14 protein-coding genes are annotated in these 22824 nt (G+C 55.8%); 5 read left to right on the top strand and 9 right to left on the bottom strand.

Translation table 11 applies throughout. From position 1 onward, the window contains the following. Positions 1–55 precede the first annotated feature (55 nt). Together OHL19_RS03870 and serA are read left to right on the top strand one after the other, a co-directional pair. The gene (locus tag OHL19_RS03870) at positions 56–1264 is read left to right on the top strand and encodes a pyridoxal-phosphate-dependent aminotransferase family protein (RefSeq protein ID WP_263356267.1); all 1209 of its coding nucleotides are present in this window, start codon (positions 56–58) and stop codon (positions 1262–1264) included. Positions 1265–1417: 153 nt separating this feature from the next. Continuing rightward, positions 1418–3256 (top strand): phosphoglycerate dehydrogenase, encoded by a 1839-nt coding sequence (gene serA / locus OHL19_RS03865; protein WP_396126622.1) that lies wholly within the window; start codon positions 1418–1420, stop codon positions 3254–3256. Positions 3257–3576: 320 nt separating this feature from the next. Here the strand turns inward: serA and OHL19_RS03860 are convergent, their stop codons facing one another. From OHL19_RS03860 to OHL19_RS03835, 6 genes are all read right to left on the bottom strand, one after another. Continuing rightward, the gene (locus tag OHL19_RS03860) at positions 3577–3978 is read right to left on the bottom strand and encodes a hypothetical protein (RefSeq protein WP_263356266.1); all 402 of its coding nucleotides are present in this window, start codon (positions 3976–3978) and stop codon (positions 3577–3579) included. 564 nt (positions 3979–4542) lie between these two features. Continuing rightward, positions 4543–5991 (bottom strand): phosphoglucomutase/phosphomannomutase family protein, encoded by a 1449-nt coding sequence (locus OHL19_RS03855; RefSeq protein WP_263356265.1) that lies wholly within the window; start codon positions 5989–5991, stop codon positions 4543–4545. A gap of 174 nt (positions 5992–6165) precedes the next feature. Next, entirely contained in the window at positions 6166–6552 is a 387-nt protein-coding gene (locus OHL19_RS03850) for a YidH family protein (protein WP_263356264.1), read from the bottom strand. A 15-nt stretch (positions 6553–6567) separates the two neighbouring features. Beyond that, the gene (locus OHL19_RS03845; protein ID WP_263356263.1) at positions 6568–7677 is read right to left on the bottom strand and encodes a mannose-1-phosphate guanylyltransferase; all 1110 of its coding nucleotides are present in this window, start codon (positions 7675–7677) and stop codon (positions 6568–6570) included. A gap of 161 nt (positions 7678–7838) precedes the next feature. Further along, positions 7839–10526 carry an ABC transporter permease gene (locus tag OHL19_RS03840; RefSeq protein ID WP_263356262.1) on the bottom strand — a complete coding sequence of 896 codons (2688 nt, stop codon included), beginning with the start codon at positions 10524–10526 and terminating at the stop codon, positions 7839–7841. Positions 10527–10585: 59 nt separating this feature from the next. Further along, a complete protein-coding gene (locus tag OHL19_RS03835; RefSeq protein ID WP_263356261.1) occupies positions 10586–10915 on the bottom strand; it encodes a PadR family transcriptional regulator in 330 nt (109 codons plus the stop codon). 370 nt (positions 10916–11285) lie between these two features. Between OHL19_RS03835 and OHL19_RS03830 the strand changes: the two genes are divergently transcribed. Further along, entirely contained in the window at positions 11286–12731 is a 1446-nt protein-coding gene (locus OHL19_RS03830) for a GGDEF domain-containing protein (protein ID WP_263356260.1), read from the top strand. A gap of 239 nt (positions 12732–12970) precedes the next feature. Here the strand turns inward: OHL19_RS03830 and OHL19_RS03825 are convergent, their stop codons facing one another. The 3 genes from OHL19_RS03825 to OHL19_RS03815 form a co-directional block, all read right to left on the bottom strand. Continuing rightward, complete coding sequence (locus OHL19_RS03825) at positions 12971–14173, bottom strand: pyridoxal phosphate-dependent aminotransferase (RefSeq protein ID WP_263356259.1); 1203 nt, start codon at positions 14171–14173, stop codon at positions 12971–12973. A gap of 238 nt (positions 14174–14411) precedes the next feature. Then, positions 14412–16052 carry an alpha/beta hydrolase-fold protein gene (locus OHL19_RS03820; protein ID WP_263356258.1) on the bottom strand — a complete coding sequence of 547 codons (1641 nt, stop codon included), beginning with the start codon at positions 16050–16052 and terminating at the stop codon, positions 14412–14414. Between the two features lie 139 nt (positions 16053–16191). Beyond that, positions 16192–17016: a helix-turn-helix transcriptional regulator gene (locus OHL19_RS03815; protein WP_263356257.1), complete on the bottom strand. Its 825-nt coding sequence runs from the start codon at positions 17014–17016 to the stop codon at positions 16192–16194. A 345-nt stretch (positions 17017–17361) separates the two neighbouring features. On the opposite strand from OHL19_RS03815, the gene OHL19_RS03810 reads away from it, so the two are divergent. After that, complete coding sequence (locus tag OHL19_RS03810; protein ID WP_263356256.1) at positions 17362–18804, top strand: porin; 1443 nt, start codon at positions 17362–17364, stop codon at positions 18802–18804. Positions 18805–19011: 207 nt separating this feature from the next. After that, complete coding sequence (locus tag OHL19_RS03805) at positions 19012–22812, top strand: TonB-dependent receptor (RefSeq protein WP_263356255.1); 3801 nt, start codon at positions 19012–19014, stop codon at positions 22810–22812. The last annotated feature ends 12 nt before the right edge of the window (positions 22813–22824 follow it).

Here is a 22824-nt window from a genome sequence, read left to right as displayed (position 1 = left end):
TGATTGCAGCCCAGGCGCGCAGTGGACGCCGGCCACATTTTGAAGGAGATCAATCATGTTCCGTAAAACCCGCCTCTTTACCCCCGGACCAACCCCCTTACTCCCCGCCGCCCAGTTCGCCATGGCTGCCGCCGACCTCCATCACCGCACCGCCGAGTTTCGCGCCCTCTACACCAAGGTCCTCGCCCAGCTCAAAGAATTCGTCGGCACCAGGAATGACGTTCTCCTGCTCTCCTCCTCCGGCACCGGAGCAATGGAAGCCGCCGTCAGCAACCTCACCTCGCCCGGCGATCCCGTCCTCGTCCTGACCGCCGGAAAGTTCGGCGAACGCTGGACAGCCATCACCAAAGCCTTTGGTTGCAACGTCGAAGTGCTCAACGCCCCCTATGGCGAAACCTTCGACCTCGCCACAATCAAGGCCGCCCTCAAGCCCGAGCACAAAGCCGTCTACGTCCAGGCCACCGAAACCTCCACCGCCACTCGTCACGACATCCGCGGAATCGCCGAAGCTCTCAAAGCCGCGAACTCACAAGCTCTCCTGGTAGTCGACGCCATCACCGGCCTCGGCACCACCCACTTCGACGTAGACGCCTGGGGCATCGACGTCCTCATCGGCGGCTCGCAAAAAGCAGTCATGATCCCACCCGGACTCGCCTACCTCAGCGTCAGCGACCGCGCCTGGGCCGCCATGGAAACCAGCAAGAATCCGCGCTACTACTTCGATCTCCGCAAGGAGCGTAAGTCCGCCAAGCTCGGCGAATCCGCCTACACCCCCTCCGTTTCCCTCATCGCAGGCCTCGGAGCAGCCCTCGACTACATCGCCGGTCAGGCCAATGGCGATCTCGCCGAAGGCCGTATCAGCCTCATCGAAAACGCTGAAACCTGCGCCGCCATGACCCGCGCCGGACTCGTCGCCCTCGGCTTCACCCTCTTCGCGCCAACCGCGCCCGCTGCAGCAGCCACCGCCGTCTCCGTCCCCGAAGGCCTCGATTCCGGCGCCGTCGTCAAGGAACTCAAGTCGCGCTTCGGCGCCGTCATCGCCAACGGTCAGGGCGAGATGAAGGGCAAAATCTTCCGCATCGCCCACCTCGGCTTCTTCGACTACATGGACACCATAGCCCTGCTCGGCGCACTCGAACTCATCGCCCGCGACACCCTCAAACTCCCCGTCCAGTTCGGTCAGGGAGTAGCTGCCGCACAGCAGGTTTTCGCCACCCGCAAGCCCAAACAAGCCTACGAAGAAACCTTCGCCGTAACCGTCTAGCAGCATTGGAACAATGCTTAGGTGCCCACATCTCCCGCGCTTTTGCCGGGAGATGTGGGATTACCAAATCCAGCTAAGAACTGTCGTCATCCTGAGCGAAGCGAAAAATCTGCTTCTCCAGCGAGGCTTAACTCAACACCCCAGGTAAATCGAATGCCAGACCTAAGCTTCGGCGAAAAGCTGATAATCGCCCGCAAAAAACTAAACCTCTACCAGTACCAGATGGCCGAGAAGCTGGGCGTCCACCCCAACTCCATCTGGAAATACGAGCAGGGCGAAGGCAAGCCCCAGGCCTCGGTCGTGCGCATGTTCGATCTCTTCTGCGATCAAAACGACATCCGTTTCGACGAATACGAATCCGTAGAAAAAGTTAAAGGAGTTCCAATGAAGATCATCCTCGCGGAAAAGGTCTCACCCGCAACCCTGGCCGTCCTCGACAGCGAACCCGGCTGGGAAATCCTCACCCACGACCAGCTCCCCAACGGCCTCGAACACGCCCTTGCCGATGCCGACGCCCTCGTCGTCCGCTCCGCCGTCCAGGTCGATGACGCCCTGCTCGAACACGCCCCCAAGCTCCGCGTAATCGGCCGCGCAGGCGTAGGAGTCGACAACATCGACGCCGACGCAGCCACCCGCCGCGGCATCGTCGTCATGAACACCCCCGGAGCCAACGCTATAGCCGTAGCCGAACTCACCCTCGGCCTCATGCTCGCTTTAGCCCGCAAGCTCCCCCTCGCCAACTCCACCATGCACGCAGGCAAGTGGGAAAAGAAGTCTCTGCAAGGCGTAGAACTCCGCGGCAAGACCCTCGGCATCCTCGGCCTCGGTCGCATCGGCCTTGAAGTAGCCAAACGCGCCCGCGGCTTCGGTCTCGAAATCGTCGGCCACGATCCCTTCGTCTCCGCAGCCGTCGCCCGCGAAGCCGGTATCCGCCTCGTAGCCACCGAAGAACTGTTCGCCGTCTCCGACTACCTCACCCTCCACGTCGGCCTCACCCCGCAAACCACCGGCATCATCAACGAGCGCACCATCGCCACCATGAAGCCCGGCATCCGCATTCTCAACTGCGCCCGTGGCGAACTCATTGAAGACAACGCCCTCGTAGCCGCGCTCATCTCCGGCCACGTCGGCGGAGCAGCCCTCGACGTCTTCACCAAGGAGCCGCTCAAAGACTCCGCCTACTTCAATCTCGAAAACGTCATCCTCACCCCGCACATCGCCGGGTCCACCGCAGAAGCGCAAGAAGCAGTCGGCATCCAGATCGCCCGCCAGGTCCGCGAATACCTCAAGCTCGGCGTCGTCCAGAACGCCGTCAATGTAACCTCACTCACCCACGAGGAGTATCTCGTACTCTCGCCCTTCATCGAACTAGCCGGACGCCTCGGCAATTTCCTCTCCCAGGCCGCCACGCGCAACATCGAGAGCATTCACCTCACCTACTCCGGCTCACTCGCTGAAGGCAAAACCGAGCTCATCCGCAACGCCGCCATCGCCGGTCTGCTCTCCGGCTCAGAGAACGTGAATCGCATCAACGCCGCCACCGTAGCCCAGGAACGCGGCATCCGCATCCACGAAGAAAAGCAGGCATCTCCGCGCGGAGGTACAGCCAGCGTCCTGACCATCGCCCTGCACGACTCCGCCGGAGAAAGCCGCGCATCGGCCACCGTCCTGCACGGCGAACAACCCCGCCTCCTCGAACTCGACGGCATCGATATCGAAGCCCCACTCGAAGGCAGCCTGCTCGTCTGCCGCAACCTCGACGTCCCCGGCGTAATCGGCAACATCGGCACCATCCTCGGCCGCCACGGAGTCAACATCGCCAACTTCGCCCTGGGCAGAGAACGCTCCAGCGCAACCCCAACTCCTCCAAACACCCAACCTGGCCGCGCCCTGTCCGTAGTCCAGGTAGATGAACCCGTAGGCCCGGAAGTAGTCCTGGCCCTAAGCAACATCCACGCCCTGCTGGAAGCCCGCCTGGTCCGTCTGGCCTAATCCGCATGGCTTAATCCACCTAGAATCCACAAACCAAAAACAAAAGGGGTACCCCAAAACAAACGGGTACCCCAATATCACCTTTCAATCAGCCCAGCACTTGCCTTTGCAGTGGCAGTTGCCCTTGCAGTTCTGTCTGTCATTCCCAAAGGGAATCTGCTGTTAGCAGTTGCAGTTGCCTTTGCAGTTGCTGTTGCCTTTGCACTTGCCTTTCTGTCTGTCATTCCCGAAGGGAATCTACTGTTAGCCCTTACCCTTACCCTTCCATCTGTCATCCCAAAGTGAATCCGCCATTAGCCTGAACCCACCATCCCAAAATCCTATTCAAAAAGCCCAGAAACAACACAACGCCAAACAATCCTGTTCGGCAAAACAACTTCGTATTCCTGAGATATGGATGTCCCGCCCGTTTTGTTAAGGTCCTTCAGCAGCCGTGCCTGGAAATCTCCAAGTGACAATTGATACTTCCGAAAAGGAACCTCGTCCCCATCCCCTCTCAACTCTACTTTTTTCCCGTTTATGACCGCATCTGCGTAGATTACGTCTCCGATTTGCCCTCCGCCAATATCTTCCGTACGGTAACGAAGTCCTGAAACATGCACTTGTATCGGGTAATCAACACCCTGCTTGGCATAAGGTGGATACTGCCCATAACGCGTCTTCTGCCCATACACCGCTAACGAGCAAGAGCAAAGCAACAAAGCAACACAAAGTCTTCTCAAGAAACACCTCACAGAACTTATTGAATTAAGATCTCTTCCTCTTCGAACACGCGATGGCTCTCTTTGTTCCTGCTCAGGCAGAAAATCATGAGGTTAATTTTCCACCAAGTGCTGCCTTGATTTGCTGTAGTCCAGACTCGGACCTCAAAGACACATCTTCAAGCCTTGAGATAAGCTTCTATGAGAAAAACACAGCCCAATCGAAGCCATGAGCAGAAGTGACAGAATCCAAAAACGACGTCTTGAAGAGCTTGAAGAAGAATTCGAGCAGCTTCTTACTCTCTGCCTACAAAGGTGCGCCAAAGGCAGATATGGACTGTTCGGGCAAAATGAGCACTTGTACGCAGAAGCCCCTTATCTTGCATGGCCTGAAGCTATCCGAACACATCAACTAGCCGAGGAGATCCAGGCACTTCGGCATGTATTTGGCGACAGCAATCCGCTATGCGAAGAGTTCCTTCAACTCCGCAGGCGTTCGTTGCTGCGAGAATCAAATATGCCAGGTGAGCCCAAGCTCGCAGCCTATTTGCTAAAGAAGATCGAAGCTGAAAATCGGCAGAACGCCTAGCTTCCCAGCGCAAACCCACGCCCAGCCTCAAGCACCTTCGCCACAGACTCCTTCGAGCAGCTCTCCGAATAAATCCGCATCAACGGCTCCGTCCCACTGGCCCGCAACAGCAGCCACGTCTCAGCCGCATTCGGCTTAGTCTTGGCTTCAGGATTATCCAGATAAAACTTCACCCCGTCCAGAGTCTCAATCCGCAGGATAGGCATCCCCGCAAAGGAAGCATCGCCCACCGCCAGTCCCTTCGCCCGCGCAATCGCCCCATTCTTGATCTCATCGGCAATATGCAGATCGATGCGCCCATACTGGTGCTCGCCATACTCCGCCTGCAGATCCGCGACCAACTGCCCCAGCGTCTTCTTCTCCTGCGCCATCACATTCGCCAGCAGCAGGGCATTCAACAAGCCATCGCGCTCCGGCAGATGCCGCTGAAACCCAATCCCGCCCGACTCTTCGCCGCCCATCAGAATCTCGCCCTCCAGCATGTAATCCACCACATACTTGAACCCGATCCCATGCTCGTGAATGGTCCGTCCATACTTCGCGCAAATCCGATCCAGCATCTTCGTCGTGTTGAACGCGCGAGTCACATCCCCCGGCCATCCCTTGTACTTCAGCACCCAGCTCAGCAGCACCGAAAAAATCTTGTGCGGATCGACAAACACTCCATGCTCATCCACCGCGCCAATGCGGTCCGCATCGCCATCCGTGCAAAGCCCGGCATCGCATTTGTTCGCGACAACCGCCTCGCCCAGCGCCCGAATATTCGGCTCGATCGGCTCCGGATTGATCCCCGGAAACAGCGGGTCCACATGCCCGCGAATCTGCGTATGCTCCACGCCAAGCCGCGTGAAAATCCCCGAGATCAACTCGCGCCCAGCCCCAAACATCGAATCGATTCCAAATTTGAATCCCGACCCCGCAATCAAATCGAGATCGGCAAACTTCTCAATCGCCGCCATGTACGGCGCAATGAAATCCACTTCCTCAATCGCCGCAGGCGTCGCCACTTTCGGCACCGGCTTCCCAAGATAGGATTCAATCTCAGAAATGATCGAAGGACTCCCCGACCCGCCATACCACGCCTTGTACTTCACTCCATTCCACTGATAAGGATTGTGCGAAGAAGTAATCATGATGCCGCCCGCCGCACCCAGCTCGCGCACCCCGTAGCTCAGCGCCGGCGTCGGAGTAATCTCCCCGGCCAGCTTCACCGGAATACCCGTAGCAGCCACCACCTCCGCGCACGCCCGCGCAAACTCCGCCGAGAGAAACCGCGAATCGTACCCGATGCAAATGCCCTTCGCCGCAGCCTGCTTCGCGTCCGTCTGCGCATGCAAATAAGCCGCCACAGCTTCCGCAGCAATTCGCACATTCTCAAAAGTAAACTCGTTGGCAATCAACCCACGCCAACCATCTGTCCCAAACTTGATTACTGGATGCGCCATACGAGCAGCTAGTCCTCTCTGGTACTCAACTCATTCCAGACAGTGTATCGCGCACAAAACACCGCCGTACCGCCTCACGAAAGCCAGCCGCCATCCCGCCTTTAAATCTTCTTGAAAATATGCCTGACGCGGATGCGATCAAGCGCCAGAATAAGATCTAACCCGAAATAAAACTCACCGAAGATAAATTAAATAAGCGCCCATCCCCACTCCAAACGCAGCGAGAATCAAAGCCAGCACCACGGCATTCCGCGAAATACTCGCCACCCAGGTTCCAGTTTGTAACTGCTTCACCGTCTGGATATGATGGCTCACCGCAGCGATATTGACCACCACGCCCAGCGCCACCAGCGCCACTCCCGAGATCTCGGAGAGTCCCGTTGCGTGAACCACAACATGCGTATCGCTCGCCCGCATCTCACGCAAAAAGAGGCCGAACCGCGAAACCGCGAATCCGACCCCCATCAACCCCAGCCCGGTGCGAATCCAGGCCAGAAACGTCCGCTCTGCCGCAAAATAAACCCGCGGATCATCCATCTGACCGCCCTGTTCACCCGGCATATATCGTGAGCTCCATTAGATAAGATCCGTCCGCCCCAACCCGGGCAGCTCTTTCACAATCTTCCCCACATCCTGCGAATGCTTCCGATGCGCAATCAGAATCGCGTCGTCGGTTTCCACAATCACCAGGTCGCTCACGCCCACCAGCGCCACAAACTTCTTGGGACTATAGACATAATTGTCATCTGAATCGATCGCTATTACCCCCGTCGTCTCGGTGACATTTCCGGTTTCATCCCCGCTCGAACGCGTCTCCAACTGGTAGTCGTACAGCGACTCCCACGAGCCAAGATCGTTCCAGCCAAACTCCGCCGGCAGACAGTAGAGCCGCGAAAAATGCTCACCCTTCGCCGACCGCGGCTCCAACACCGCATAGTCCACCGAGATGTTTTCGCACTGCGGATAAAGCTCCGCAAACACCGCGTCAAACCGCTCTGTCCCAAACGCCGCAGCAATCTCCTCCAGCAGAGGAGCAGTCTCCGGCAGATGCTCGCGCACCGCATTGGCCAGTGTCCTGGCCGACCACAAAAACATTCCCGAGTTCCAGAAATAATTCCCCGCAGCCACAAACTCTTCCGCTCGATTCCGGCTCGGCTTCTCCGTAAACCGCCGCACATGCAGCGCTTCACCCGAAGCAACATCGCCCGTCTCGACATAGCCGTAGCCCGTCTCCGCACGCGTCGGCTCAATCCCCAGCACCACCATCACATCGCCCGACGCAGCCAGCGCAATCCCACGCTCAATCGCCTTCAAAAAACGCGGCTCGTCGCCAATCACATGATCCGAAGGGAAAACCCCAATCACCGCATCCGGATTGGACTTCTCCACCAGGAACGCCGCCAGCCCGCACGCAGGAGCAGTATTCCGTGCCACCGGCTCCTCTACAACCTGCCCCAGCGGAACCCCCGGCAGCTGCGCCTGAACCTCGTCCGCCAACAGTTCGTTCGTAATAACCCAAACCTGTTCCGAACCAGCCAGCGGATGCAGCCGCTCCACCGTCTGCTGCAACATAGACCTGTCCCCATCCAGCGCCAACACCTGTTTAGCGCGGGCACGACGGGAACGAGGCCAGAAGCGAGTACCACTTCCTCCAGCCAGAATCACAGGGCGAAAATCGATTGTCACGTAACCATCCTCTCGGGTAATGGAGACGCTATCCTACCCCACCACCCAGGCACTTGCCTAGATGTTCCGAATATCTTCAGAACACATTCCAAGCCAAGAAATTAAAGTTTACAGGTAGCCCGGCAGTGGATGGAATTTCCCTTATCCAAATCTGTCATGAATTATTCGTGACGCAATGCCTGCACAGGTGAAACAGCCGCCGCCCGCAATCCAGGAATCAGGCAGGCCCCCAGCGTCGCCAGAAAAAGCACCGCCGGTACCACCACAAATGTAATTGGATCCAGCGCCGGTACACCATACAGAAAACTCCCCAGCAGCCGCGTCGAAGCAAACGCACCCGCCAGTCCCAGCACCAACCCGATCGCCAGCAACCCCAGCCCCTCACGCAGAATCAGGCGCACCACACCCGCCCGCGAAGAACCCAGCGCCATCCGGATGCCAATCTCCCCCGTCCTCTGCCGCACCGAATACGCCAGCAACCCATACACCCCGACAATCGCCAGCAACATCGCAATCCCCGAGAACACCGTCAACAAAGTCGTCTGAAAACGCCGCCTAGCCACCGCCTGCGAAACCAGATCGTTCATCCCATGCACATCCGCAACAGCCAGGCTCGCATCCAGGCTCCGCACCACCCCGCGAATCTCCGCAACCACAACCTCCTTCGGCTGCAAAGATCGCACCGTGATGTAAGCATTGTCCCCATTCACCGGCGCAAACGGCGTGTAGATCTGCGATGCCGCCGACATCTCCAGGCTTTCATTGCGAACATCCGCCACCTCTCCAACAATCGTCACCCACGGCTCGCTCTTCGAATAACGAAGGCGATGCCCAATCGCACTCGCCCCCGAAAAATACTCCTTCGCAAAAGCCTCATTCACAATCACTGCCCCGCCCACTGCCGTACTCGATACCGCAGGCGTCCTTAATCCCGCCTCCTCCGCACTCGTAAACCCACGCCCTTGGATCAATCGTGTCTGCATCGCCGAGAGATAGTCCGCCGTAATCGCCCGCGACTCCACCATCTTCTGCCTTTTCTCGGCATCGCCCTCAACCTGTACAAACGTCAGGCTCTCCGAATTTGTAAGCGGCAGATAATCCACCGCACCCACCGCCTCAGTCCCAAGCAAAGCCTTCAGCCGATCGATCACCTGGTTAAAAAACGCCAGCCGCTTCGGCGAAGTATCGTAGTTCGGAGTCAGCCCCACATTCGCCACCACCGTCGAAGCAGAAAACCCCGTCTGCACAGAAAGAATCTTCGCGTAACTCCGCAAAAAGAGCCCCGCGCCCGTCAGCAGAATCACCACCAGCGCAACCTGCGCAATCACCAGTCCGCTACGCACCCGGCTGCGCCCACCCGCAATCCCCCGCGAAGCCCCGCTCTTCAAAAACTCCACCAGGTTCACCCGGCTCGCAGAGAGCGCAGGCAGCAGCCCAAACAGCACACTCGTCAACATCGTAACCACCACCAGAAATCCCATCACCCGCAGGTCAAGCGAAGCATCCTGCATGCGCGGAATATCCGACGGATCGAGCCTCAAAAGCACCCGCTGAAACAGGTACGCCAGTACCACACCAAGAGCCCCTGCCGCCGAACCAAGCAGCAAAGACTCCGTCAACATCTGCCGCACAATCCTGCCTCGCCTCGCCCCCAGCGCCGCTCTCATGCCAAGCTCCTGCGTCCGATTCGCCGCACGAGCCAGCAGCAAATTCGCCGCATTGCCGCAGGCAATCAGCAACACAAACCCCACCGCCCCCAGCAGCAACCCCATCAACGGCTTCACCGACCCCAGCGAAATCTCGCGAAACGGCCTCACCAACCCCGTCATATCCTGCATCCCTGCGCTATGCAGCTTACCCAGTTGCATTGAAAGTGCGCTTATCTCCGACTGCGCCGCAGCCACCGTAACCCCCGGTTTCAACCGCGCCAGAACATTCCCACTCGATAACTCCCGATCCGCCCACTCTTTCGAGGTCAGCCCCAAAGGCACCCAAAGCTGCGTAACTTGAATATGCCCATTCCCATAAGCCACTTCGCTTTTGTGCGGATACCCAAACTCACGCGGCATTACCCCGATAACCTGGTACGACCTACCATCCAGCCGCAGCGTTCGCCCCAGCACATCCGCCCTGCCGCCAAACAACTGCTGCCAGAGCGCATAACTCAGCACCACCACATGGTCGTTCCCCGGCTGCTCATCACTCGCGCTGAAAACACGCCCCATCTCCGGCATCGATTGCAGCGTCCCAAAGAACCCCTCATCCACCTTCGCCGCGTTCACCCGATCCGCTCGCCCATCTCCGGCAAGAGTGAACGTATCCTGATCGAACAAAGTCATCGCCGAATAAGAATGATTCAGCTTCTTGAAATCAAGAAAGTCCCCATAACTCGGCCCAAAAACCTCCGCAGGAAGAAGACCGGAATTTCCCGACCCAAGTATCCCCGCCGGCAGGCTCATCTGCGGATACGGAGTGTACAGATACACCAGCCCCTCCGGATCCCCATACGGCAACGACCGCAACATCACAGCATTCACCACGCTGAAAATCGCCGTGCAAGCACCAATCCCAAGCGCCAGCGTCAGCACCGTAACCACCGTAAAAGAACGCTGCTTCAACAACGTCCGCACACCATAGCGAAGATCCTGCCACAGATCGTCCAGCCACCTCACGCCACGCGCCTCATAGCTCTTCTCCGCCGCAACAATCACGCTGCCAAACTCAGCCCGCGCCGCCGCCCGCGCCTCTTCCGGAAACATCCCATTCGCAATGTTTTCCTCCACCTGCCGCTCCAGGTGAAACTGCAACTCCTCACTCAGCGCAGCATTGCTCGCATCCTTCGTTCGCAATGATCTCCACCGCCGCAACAAACTCTGCATCCAACGCATACCAGCCCCCGCCCGCTACCTCAAATAGTCCCCAAAACCCCTTGAACACCAGCAGACAAGCGCTCCCACGACTCTTCCTCATCCGCCAGCCGCTTCCGCCCCGCCTTCGTCAGCGAATAAAATTTCGCCCGTCGATTGTTCTCCGACTCGCCCCACTCCGCCACAATCCAAGCCTGATGCTCCAACCGATGCAGCGCCGGATAAAGCGCCCCCTGGTTCACCCGCAACACATCACTCGACCGCAGCCGAATCCGCTGCGCAATCGCCCATCCATGCATAGGCTCCAGACTCAGCACCTTCAAAATCAGCAAATCCAAAGTCCCCTGCAAAAGCTCATTCGACTTAGTCATAAGCCACTCAAAGTCTCCCCTCAGTGATTGACAGGAGAATACAGAATCCCTCCCCCAAGCGCAACCATACAAGCCAAATTAAAAATGCGAACCCAATCTACGCCAAGCAGCCGCATAGCCCTTGCATTTCTATCTGTCATTCCCGAAGGGAATCTGCTTCACCCGCCCAAGCAAAACAAATAACCTCCCTCAAACCCTCAGTAACGTTTTTCACTTGAGAAAACTATGGCATGATCATCTGGCAGATTATTCCCGCCTGCGACAGCAGATAGCTCGCCCTTGCACAAGGACGAGCCATGCTTCTAGGCTCTTGATGCTGCGAAATATAACTCGAAGGATAGAAATACCGAACAAGGAGTAACTACCCTGAATGGCAGAGCTAGAAGGGGAAAAACTTCAATCCAGATCGCCCCGGCAGATCAGGCATGCAGCCCTGATCTTTGGCGTGGTCTTCGCGGCCGCCGCTTTCAGCACTCTAACTCGTTCCCTGGGGCCTCTATCTGCGTTTTGGCCGGCAAATGCCTTGCTCCTCGGACTCCTCGTTCGCAAACCGGAAAGAAGCTCTCTACTAGCGTGGATCTGCGCCTTCCTGGCCTATGTAGCCGCAGACCAGTTAGTAGGCAACAGTATCTGGATTACTCTTTGGCTAACTGGAGCCAATCTCGCAGGAGTCCTAACCGGCTTGACGCTGTTCAAACGACTCACACCAGACGATAGACGCCTGCGTCGTCCCGAGTCCGTCCTGTATCTCTTCGTTATTTGCGTAGTGGCTGCTGGCGTCACAGCCTTGGTCGGCGCGGGCGCAACCCCAATCGTCTACGGACGAAATCCCATGATTGGTTTTGGCGTGTGGTTCACAACAGAACTCGCCAACAGCATCATGATGCTCCCCCTCGTTCTCGCAGCTCCAGGCCTGCCGCTTCAAGTATTAAAACGGCAACGCTCCGGCGATCAACCATGGATCAAGAAGAAACGCCTGATCCCCGGCGGCATCTTCCTGTTATCCATCGTGCTGGCAAGTATTGTCGGTGGCCCCGGAGCTATCGCCATCCCTGTTCCCGCCTTAATCTGGTGCGCCTTCAGTTATGATCTTTTCTCAACCGCTGCTATGACACTGTTATTCAGTTGGTGGCAAATCAGCAACGTAACCGCAAGCGTACTTGCCCTTTCTTTCTCCGGCGATGCGATGAAACAGATGATGTCGGTCTGCCTCGGCATCGCCCTCTTGGCCATCGGCCCACTCTCCGTCGCATGCATCAACGCAAGCAGAAACGAGCTGCTGCAAAATCTCAACCACGCAGCCACTCACGATTACCTAACCCAGGCGCTGGCACGAGGCGCATTCATGCAACACGGAGATAGTTCACTTTCGTCTCACGCTTCCGTAGATCTGGCAGCCGCAGTGCTGATGCTCGACATCGATCACTTCAAGAAGGTGAACGACATGTACGGCCACTCTGTCGGCGATAAGGCCCTCGTATCCTTCGCCTCGGTCGTCAGGAGCACACTGCGCGACGGTGATTTATTCGGACGCCTGGGAGGAGAAGAATTCGCGGTGATTCTCCCGAGTATCACTCTGGATGAAGCAAAAGACGTAGCGGAAAGAATCCGCTTCAAAGTCGAAACATCTTCCATCCCCGTTGATAAAAGCACCGCCCTGAACATCACAGTCAGCATCGGCGTAGCCTATCAGTACAGCCCATCGGCCCTATCCCTGGAATCCATCATGTCCGCATCCGACAAAGCTCTTTACACCGCCAAAGCGTCGGGACGAAACAGAGTAGCATTCGCCGAAGCAAGCCTAAGCGTGATATAAATCGGCGCCTGCCGCAAATGCAAGCCACGCAAATACACCGATAAAAACCAGTCTTGATTGGATAAAGATCAGGAAGAGTTGAAACAAATAATTAAGCCCACATCTTGCATTGCACAAGATCAGGACGGCCCGAAAACTCCCGGCCATTCCTACAAAGATGGGCACCGCCTGTCACAGATCGGATACGCATAAAAACCGCTCCCCGTCCGCAAAAACAAGCAATGCCCAACTCACACGTTCTATTTCAAATCTGTAAGAAACACACCCAGCCGCCGCACACCCTCATCAATCGTCTCCCGCGTAACCGGGTACGAAAGCCGAATATGATGCGGAGTACCAAACGCCTCACCCGGCACCGCCACCACATGTCCCTCGTGCAACAAACGAGTAGCCAATTCCGTGGCCGTCTTGATCCCACCCTTGCCGATATAAGCGCTCACATTGGGATAAACATAGAAAGCCCCACCCGGCACCGTGCAGGTAACATTCGGAATCTCCCTCACCCGCGAAATAATATGATCCCGCAGCAGCTTGAACTCCGACCGAAACTCATTCACGCACTCCTGCGAACCAGCCAGCGCAGCAATCGCCGCCTTCTGCACAAAGCTCGTCGCATTCGAAGTAGACTGCGACTGCAGCTTCGAAAGATTCGCAATAATCGCCTTGGGAGCCAGCGCATACCCCGCTCTCCAACCCGTCATCGCATACGTCTTCGACAACGAACCCAGCACGATCAAATGCTCCTTCGCCCACGAAAACGCGCCACCCGAAACCGGCTTCGACTCATAGTTCAGGTACACATAGCACTCGTCGAGAATCAGGTAGATCCCGCGCTCATGCGCCAGATGCACAATCCGCTCCAGATCCTCAGCCGCAATCACATTGCCCGCCGGATTCGACGGCGAATTCAAAATAATCGCCTTCGTCTTCGGAGTAATCAACGCCTCGACCGCATCCGCCGTGATCCTGAAGCTCTCCGCCTCATCCGTCTCCAAAAACTTAACCACGCCCCCGGCATATTGAATGATGTCCTTGAAACTCACCCAATAAGGAACCGGCAAAATCACCTCATCGCCATGCTCCACCAGCACCTGGATCGCGTTGAACAGCGCCAGCTTCTCGCCCGCCGTAAAGATCGCCTCGTCAATCCCGTAGTCCGAACCGAAATCGCAGGCATGCCGCTCCACAATCGCCTTGCGTACCTCCGGAATACCCGGCACCACGGTATAACGCGTGAAATTGGCCTCAATCGCAGCAATCCCCGCGTCTTTAATGTGGCGAGGAGTAGGAAAATGCGGCTCCCCCGCCCCAAAATCCGTCAGGTTCACACCCTGAGCCCGCAACTTCGCAGCTTCGGCAGCCACAGCCATAGTCGCCGAAACCTCAATCCGACCAATCCGGTCAGCAAAAACCTTGCGCCCTACAGAAACAGAAGTAGACATATCCCTTATATCTTTACAGATTTCCCGCACGCACACAAAAAGACCCAGAATAAGCCCAAGCCGCCGCCGTTGCCTTTGCAGTTGCCGTTGCAGTTTTGGCTGTCATTCCCGAAGGGAATCTGCTTCTCCCCTCTTCCCGGAAGACCAGCCGTTCGATGAAAAACCTAGCGGGCCACCTCACGCTACACTCTGTCTGACGGGTGAATCTCTGCTAATAACCAACCGAAAACGGTTTGAGTCAGCGGCCCAGGAGTTCTATCAGGGCATCTGCGATCGTGCCAGGCCAAGTCAGAGCATCATGGCCGCCTGCGAACTGATGGAAGTGAACGTCGTTTCCCTTCGCCTGGAGTACATCACGGAGTTCGCGGCTGGCTTCCAGAATGTCGCCTCCTGTACCGCCAAGATCAATCTCGAATAGGCCAGCTTCGATGTAAAACTTCACTGGTAGTCGGGGACTGGCGGCAAATTGCCGCGCCAACCAGTTAGAGTCATACATTGGATCTCGATCGTAGATGCCTTGCTCAGGCGACCACCAGACTGCGCCGGACTGACTAATTACGTTGCCAAAGATGCTTGAATATCTAAGCGCCAAGTAGTTCGCAGCCAAGCCGCCAGCGCTGTAACCGCCAACTACAGTCTGTGTTGCGTCGTGTGCAACGCTGTAATGCACCCATACCCATGGAACTACTTCCTTGGCCATGGAATCGGCGAATTCAGGATTGGCAACAAGTTCCTTAAGCCGCTTTCCGTCAGGATTGAAAACTAACACCACAACCGTAGGAGGAATTCTATGGGCGGCAATCAGGTTATCCATCGTGGTCCTGATGTTCATTGTTGGACTGAGATATTCATCGCCATCGAACAGCATAAGAAGACGATTAAGAGGCCCATCGGACCTGTAGCCTGCGGGCGTATAGATCGAGATCAACCTATCGAACTTTTGAATTTCACTGTGAACAGTGAACATTTCAACCTTGCCTTGAGGAGTGCTGGCATTCTTCACGAGCCATGGTTGAGGCGGCGCTCCGGGCAGCTCCGCGAGACTGCGGCAGGCGAATCTGGTCGAAGTGGGAAGGCACTCTACACGATGCGCGTTGAGAGGATCAGACTGCGCGGTAGCGCTGCGCTGATCCTCGTTAGGTGAATCATTGGGCGAGAGGTGGTAAGAAAAGCGTGCACCTGCTGGCAATTTCACTGTCCAGTACCACACGTCGGTGTTATCGAGACGATGCATCACGTATTGCGTGCGGGGCAAATTAGGCACAGCCAAAGAGCCCAGCACTAGCACATTTCTAGTGTCATATGTGGCACGCCACAGAAAGGTCACTAATTGATATTTGCCATTGGAGCCAAACGGCTCGACCAAAGGCGTGCCTTCCTTTGCGACCTGCTTCCAGAAGTCACCAGTACCGACGTGGTCGCGGAGGATCTGTTGACGAAGGGCCTCAATCCGCGGGCTTGGATTGGGATCTATCCAGGATGTAGGCGCTTGGAGTCGCGCATTCATTGAAAGGACTTTATCCAGCCTCAACTCATACTTGGAAGATTGCGTTTCAGGATTAGCAACACGAATCGAATAGGTTCCTGAACCCTCGGCGACGAATGCATATTGTTTATCTGCATCTTCGAGGGGTTCCGGGAAGCGGCGCATCACGGAACGATCTGGACGCAGAACAGTGATATTCAATTTGCCCTGTTGTGGCAAAGAAATACTAGCGTAATCACCGTCCTTGAGCTCAAGCGAGTACGTTTGGGCTTTGCCACCCTCAATTTCATGCGCCTCCACTTTACCGGGGAGCAGCACATTCTGGGCGGCAACGGAATGCACCAAGAAGAACAGTAAGCAGCTTAGAAGTGATGCAATACGTCGATTATTCATGATAAAGCCGGGAATGTGCATAACCCTCGCGAGATCGTTCAAGTTGTGCCACGGCGCTCTAATGTGACCGTGACTTCAACTTCGACTCTAGGATCAGACAATCCTGCTGTCTATTACCGGATTAGGATTTTGTTTCTGGTTAAGAATTTCGAACCATTCTGCGATATCTGGCTGGAGTTGTGCCTACAGAAGCCTTGAAGGCTTTGGAGAAATGGCTTTGATCGGCAAAGCCTGCTCGCAGAGCGACAACTGCCAAAGGGAGATTTCCCTTGAGATCGGTACGAGCATGCTCGACCCTTAACCGGCGGACAGACTCACCTATGGTAACGCCATAATTTTGCCGGTACTCAGTAGCCAAGTGTACCGGATGGACGCCGACTTCAGAGGCGATCTGTGCCAGAGTTAGCGTCTGCAGGAACTGTTCGATAATCATTTCTCTTGCCCGTTTGAGCCATAAGGGGATCGTTCGAGATGATCTCGTGGCAGGTTGACGAGCCGCTTCGGCCAACATTTCGAGTGCGAGGCCTTCCATGGCCAAGGGAGCCGCGCTGTCCGCCCTATGAAACTCATGATTGAGACGGGCGCACAATCGAGGCAAGGCCCCACCTGAAATTTCCAACGTGCTCCTCAGTGTCAGCGATTCTTCTCGCAGACGTTCCACCCAGCGTAGAGAAACTTCGAGAACGAAGATACGACATACTGCGTCATGCAGAACTGCACCATGGGCGACCCCGGAGCCACGAAAGGCCAACGTGGCAGGCTCGCAGGCAATTTCACGTGAGCCACAGCGTTCAGTGTAGTTGCCCTGCAGAGGTAGGCAAAAGTAACCGTTTTCGTGAGAATGCTGTGGAAGGCAAGTCCGCGCAGGGTACTCTGCTTCACTAAAAATCAATCCGGAAACTTCCCGGCTTTTGAGGATGCGTCCGTGTAGGTGGCTGGGCGGTAGCTTTTTCATGGACAGCATTCCGAAGATCACCTTTTATCTGTATCACTCGATGACCGTATGATAAACGCTCCGTCAGTTCCACTAAGTATGCAGAGCTTTTATTGAACAACTGCCGAGAATTACCCCTCCCAGGCTCACAATAAATAAGAAAACAACCATAAGCGCCGGTACAAGATAAGCGCTTATCTACATAGCCCCCCTGGGGTACGATTCGCCACCTCTTCGCCACAGCCCGTAACTGGGCCTATAAGCAAATCGTTAGTTTTCCATTACCCAAGTCTTACTAATTTCTTACGGTTCGCCGCATAGTCTCTTATTTGCTGCAGTTGAGCTCTCTCAATTCGCACCCGGATCAGGAGATGTATGCAAATCCCACGTTTTACTTCATCGTCGCTCCCATGCTTGATTTTGTCGGCCTCGATGCTTGCCATCTGTCCTTCACTTCACGCACAAGCGACTCCAGCGGAGCCGGCAGCCACAAACGCCTCAGATCTTGAAAGCGGCAACTTCTTCGAAAGACTAGGCAACTTCTACCATCGCGATTGGACAGGAACACTCCCTTCAAGCCCCGCGCCAGAACGCCGCGCTCTCGAAGCTCCACTCGATTCCTCGCCCTTTCCCAGCTCCGATTGGGGCTATGGCGGCTCGCCCGCAATCGGCGTTCCGGACGCCAATGTCTATCCGCTGATGACCGCTTTCAAGCACCAGAACAGCCGCACCAAAATCTACGGCTGGATCTCGCCAAGCTTTAACGTCAGCACCTCAGACAAGAACAACTTCCCCGTCTCGTACGACATTTATCCCAACAGCGTTGTCCTGAACCAGGCAGTTCTCTACATCGAGCGCCTTCCGAACACCGTGCAGAAGACTCACTTCGACTTCGGCTATCACCTCACCGCGCTCTACGGCAACGACTACCGCTTCACCACGGCAAAGGACTACTTCAGCCAGCAGTTGCTGCAAAAGAACCGCCGCTATGGATTCGATCCCGTCCTCGAATACATCGATCTCTACTTCCCCGTAAAGGAAGGCCTCGACATCCGTGTCGGCCGTTTCCTCTCCGTTCCCGGAATCGAAGCACAGTTAGCGCCGAACAACTACAACATGACGCACTCCCTGCTGTACTCAATCGATCCATTCACCGACACCGGAATCATCGGCACGCTCAAAGTCAACAAGCAATGGATCGTGCAGGTAGGCCTGTCCGCAGGACACGATGTAGCGCCCTGGTCCGACGACCGCAAGCCATCTCTGATCACCTGCCTGGATTACTCCACCGCCAGCAACCACGACAACTTCTACGCCTGCGCCAACGGCATCAACAGCGGCAAATACGCCTACAACAACCTGCAGGACTACGACGCCACCTGGTACCACAAGTTCAATGCCAAATGGCACTCCGCCACCGAAGCCTGGTACATGTATGAGCGCGACGTACCCAACGTAGCAGGCAACGTAGCCAACCCCATCCCCACGGAGATAGGCGCCAACGGAGCCTTCTGCCAACCCGGAGTGCTAACCTGCACAGCACCTGAGTACGCTATCGTGAATTACATCAATCGAGAGATCAACAGTAAGCTGATGATCGGCTTTCGCTCTGATCTTCTCGACGATAAGAAAGGCCAGCGTACCGGCTTCGCAACCAAGTACACAGAGAACACTCTCTACGCAACAAAGTACATCGGCAGCACAGTCATGATAAGGCCGGAGATTCGCTTCGACCATTCATGGGATGAATCCGCCTATAACAATGGCAAAGCTAGAAATCAATTCTTTGCCGGAATGGACCTGATCTATAAGTTCTAAATGGCGCACAATACAGCGCTATTTGCAGGCTTCACTCCAACCGTAGTTGCAAAACTTATCCCCGCCGCATCACTCACGGCGGGGATAAGTTTTGCGTTTTATATACCAATAGACAAAATACTTCTTTCTTCCCACATACCTTTCCGATATAAACGACTACACAAGTTTTCGAACTCGAGCAGTGTCCATCACCTTCCATTCGAGGTCATGATGCATACAAAAAGGCTTTTTCTTCTCCTCGCCTGCTGCTTCTTCTGTATCTACGCTCCTCGAACCGATGCGCAGGCTACGACCTCTCTAGGTGGTCGAGTCACCGACAAAAGCGGCGCTATCATCCCCGGAGCCAGCGTAACTCTCACCCTCGCCGCCACGAATGCAACACGCGTCAATACCACCAATTCCAGTGGCGAATTCCAGTTCTCGCAGATCGCTCCAGGCCGCTATAACCTCACCGTCTCAGCACCCGGATTCGGAACAGCCGAGAGAAACGGCATGGACCTGCTGGTAAGTCAGCCAGCAACGGTGAATGTCGCACTTAGCGTCGCCTCCGTCACCTCGCAGGTCAACGTCACCAGCAATGTGCAGCCAGTGCTGAATACCACCGATGCTACCCTCGGCAACGCGTTTGACAGCCAGCAGGTAGCATCCCTGCCGATCGAGGGCCGCAACGTTCCAGACCTGCTCACTCTTCAGCCCGGCGTTACATATATGGGACGGACGGACGATAATCCCGGCACTACGGCCACAGGAAACAACGCAACCGATTCGCGTAGCGGCGCGGTAAATGGAGGCCGCAGCGATCAGGCCAACATCACCCTCGATGGCGTCGATGTCAACGACATCAACAATGGTTATGCCTTCACCAGCGTTCTCCGTGTCACGCAGGACTCCGTTGCCGAGTTTCGCGTGACCACCAGCAATCCCAATGCGGAAGAGGGTCGCTCTTCCGGCGCACAGGTTGCGCTCGTCACTCGCAGCGGCGGCAACCAGTTTCACGGCGCAGTATATGAATATAACCGCAGCAATCTCTTCGAAGCCAATGACTTCTTCAACAAACAGCAGCAGCTCGCAGCAGGCGAACCCAATGTACCAACCAAGTTGATCCGCAATGTCTTCGGCGCGGCAATCGACGGCCCTGTCTGGAAAGACAAGATCTTTTTCTTCGGAAACTTCGAAGGGCGTCGCGACACGCAAGGCGCAAATGTAAGTGCCGGTACCGTGCCTACAGCCTCATTCCGTGCAGGCAACTTGCAGTACGAATATCAGAAGGGTAGCGGCGATGCCGTATACCTTCTCACGCCCTCTGACATCAAGGCTATGGATCCCCAGGGAATTGGCGTAAATCCTGCGATCCTGCAGATCTTCAACGCATATCCGCTGCCCAACGATCCAACCCAGGGCGACGGCTTGAACACGGAAGGCTATCGCTTCCCCTACACCTACCAGCGCAGTTACAACACCTATATTTCCAGGCTCGACTGGAACATTACATCCAACGGCAAACACACCCTCTTCTGGCGAGGCAATCTGCAGAACGACAACGAGCCCACAGCTCCCGCATTCCCCGGCCAGCCTCCATCGACAACCGTACTCACCAATAGCAAGGGTTTCGCGGCTGGCTACACAGCGGTGCTTACCAATAACTTCGTTAATAACTTTCGCTATGGCCTTACCCGTCAAGGGGTGGACAACGCAGGCATTTCCAACCAACCGCACGTATCTCTAGCGGCTGTATCCGATCCCCAGGCCTTCACACGCTCAACCTCCACCATCGTCCCCGTGCAGAATATCGTCGATGATGCCTCATGGACGAAGCACACGCATAACTTTCAGTTTGGAGTGAATTTACGTCTCATCGATGATCGCAGCGTCAGTAATTCAAACTCCTTCCCAGATGGGCAGATGAACCAGGGCTGGCTCTCCAACGGATCTACCGTCGCCAATAGCGGCGGCCCGTTCGATCCTCCGGTCTATGGTTTCCCCACGGTTGATTTCTCTAACTACGGCAACGAATACAACAGCGCCCTGTTGGGAATTACCGGCATCATTACCGAAGGCGATGCCATTTACAACTACAACAAACAAGGCACACCACTTGCAGTCGGAGCTCCGGTCACACGCGACTACGGCTGGAAGGAGAGTGAATTCTACTTCCAGGATTCATGGAAGGCATTGAAGAATCTCACGCTCACTTACGGTCTTCACTACGCATACCTGCAGCCTCCTGCGGAGAAAACAGGCACGCAGGTTGGTTCATGCATGATCTCCGGTTCAGCCTGCAAGCCCTATTCGCTTTCGCAGTACTACAACGACAGCGCCCAGCAGGCCGCTTCAGGCGGAGCTGCCAACAGCATTGGCGAAGTCGCATTCAATCTCAATGGACGTTACAACCATCAGCCCGATTTCTGGAAGGCAGATAAGTTCGATCTCGGACCTCGTCTCGCCTTTGCCTACAATCCCACTCCGAATAGTGGCATCTGGAACAAGCTGCTTGGAGACGGCAAGACCAGCATCCGCGCAGGCTACTCTCTGGTCTTCGATCACTTTGGAGCGGCGACAGTCAATACATTCAACAGCAATGGATCCTATGGCCTGTCCTCAGATCTCTCAAACCCGCCAGGCTCAGTCAATATAGCTTCCGCGCCGCGCTTCACAACGCTTACATCGATTCCATCCAGCCTGCTTCCTCCTGCACCCAAGGGCGGATTCCCGGCCATTCCATCTGCGAATCAATTCGCGATCAGTTGGGGTTTGGACTCGGCAATCAAGACTCCCTACTCGCACCTCATCGACTTCTCGATTGCCCGCGAATTGAAGAATGGCTCTTCACTTGAAGTCACCTACGTTGGCCGGCTCGCTCATCGCCTGCTGGCACAGGAAGATGTGGCTATGCCTATCAACCTTGCCTCTGGTGGCTCAACCTATTTTCAGGCGGCAAAACAACTGGCAATTTTGTCTCGTGCCGGAACAAATCTTGCGGCTGTTCATAACATTCCCTACTTCCAGCAGGTCTTCTCGGCATTGGACGGCGTTGATCTCGGCCTCGGCGCTGGTCCCGCATCTGCAACACAAAACGTCTATCAACTCTTCGCACAAAACGTATTCAACGAAACCTATGCCCTCTATGAACTCGACGTTCCCGATTCCCTTAGTGGTGCGGGCGTCAACCCGGATCAGACCTATCCCTCATATCGTTACTATCACGACCAATACTCGGCTCTTTACGCATGGCGATCTATCGGCAACTCCAACTACCATGCGCTCGAAGTTGTCTATCGCCAGCGCTTCGGCGCAGGTCTGCAGGCGGACTTCAACTACACCTACTCAAAGTCAATGGACATCACCTCGCAATCGGAGCGCCTGAATACTTCGGGTGCCACAAATTACTCACAAATCATCAATAGCTGGGCGCCGAATCAACTCTATGGCGTCTCCGATTACGACGCTACGCATCAGATCAACTCCAATTACATCTGGTCTATTCCTGTAGGCCGCGGCAAACGCTACTTGTCCTCGGCCAATCGACTGACGGATGCCCTGATCGGCGGGTGGGAAACTACCGGCATTGTTCGCTGGACAAGCGGTTTCCCTTTCATCGTCGATAACGGGGCTTATTACCCGACAAACTGGGATATCGAAGGCTGGGCCAGCCAGATTTCAAAGATCCCCTCAAAAGCTGCGGCCCGCGGATCTCTCACCCAGCGCTTCGCCAATCCTGCCGCAGTTTTTTCATCCTTTGACCATGCTTTGCCGGGAGATTCCGGAACGCGTAATCCTCTGCGCGGCGACGGCTACTACACCTGGGATGCAGGTCTCGATAAGGAGTTCCATCTCACCCAACACGCGAAGCTGCAATTTCGCTGGGAGATGTTCAACATCACCAACAGTGTGCGCTTTGACTCGCACTCCATTAGCGCAACGCTCGATAATCCGCAGAACTTTGGACAGGCGACCGTATTGTTGACGAATCAGCGCGTGGCCCAATTCTCCGGGCGCATCGAGTTCTAAAGCATTCTCGGT

The sequence above is a fragment of the Acidicapsa ligni genome (assembly GCF_025685655.1).
Classification (GTDB): domain Bacteria; phylum Acidobacteriota; class Terriglobia; order Terriglobales; family Acidobacteriaceae; genus Acidicapsa; species Acidicapsa ligni.
Note: the sequence above shows the minus strand (reverse complement) of the source record. Positions and strands in the feature narration are given on the sequence as shown.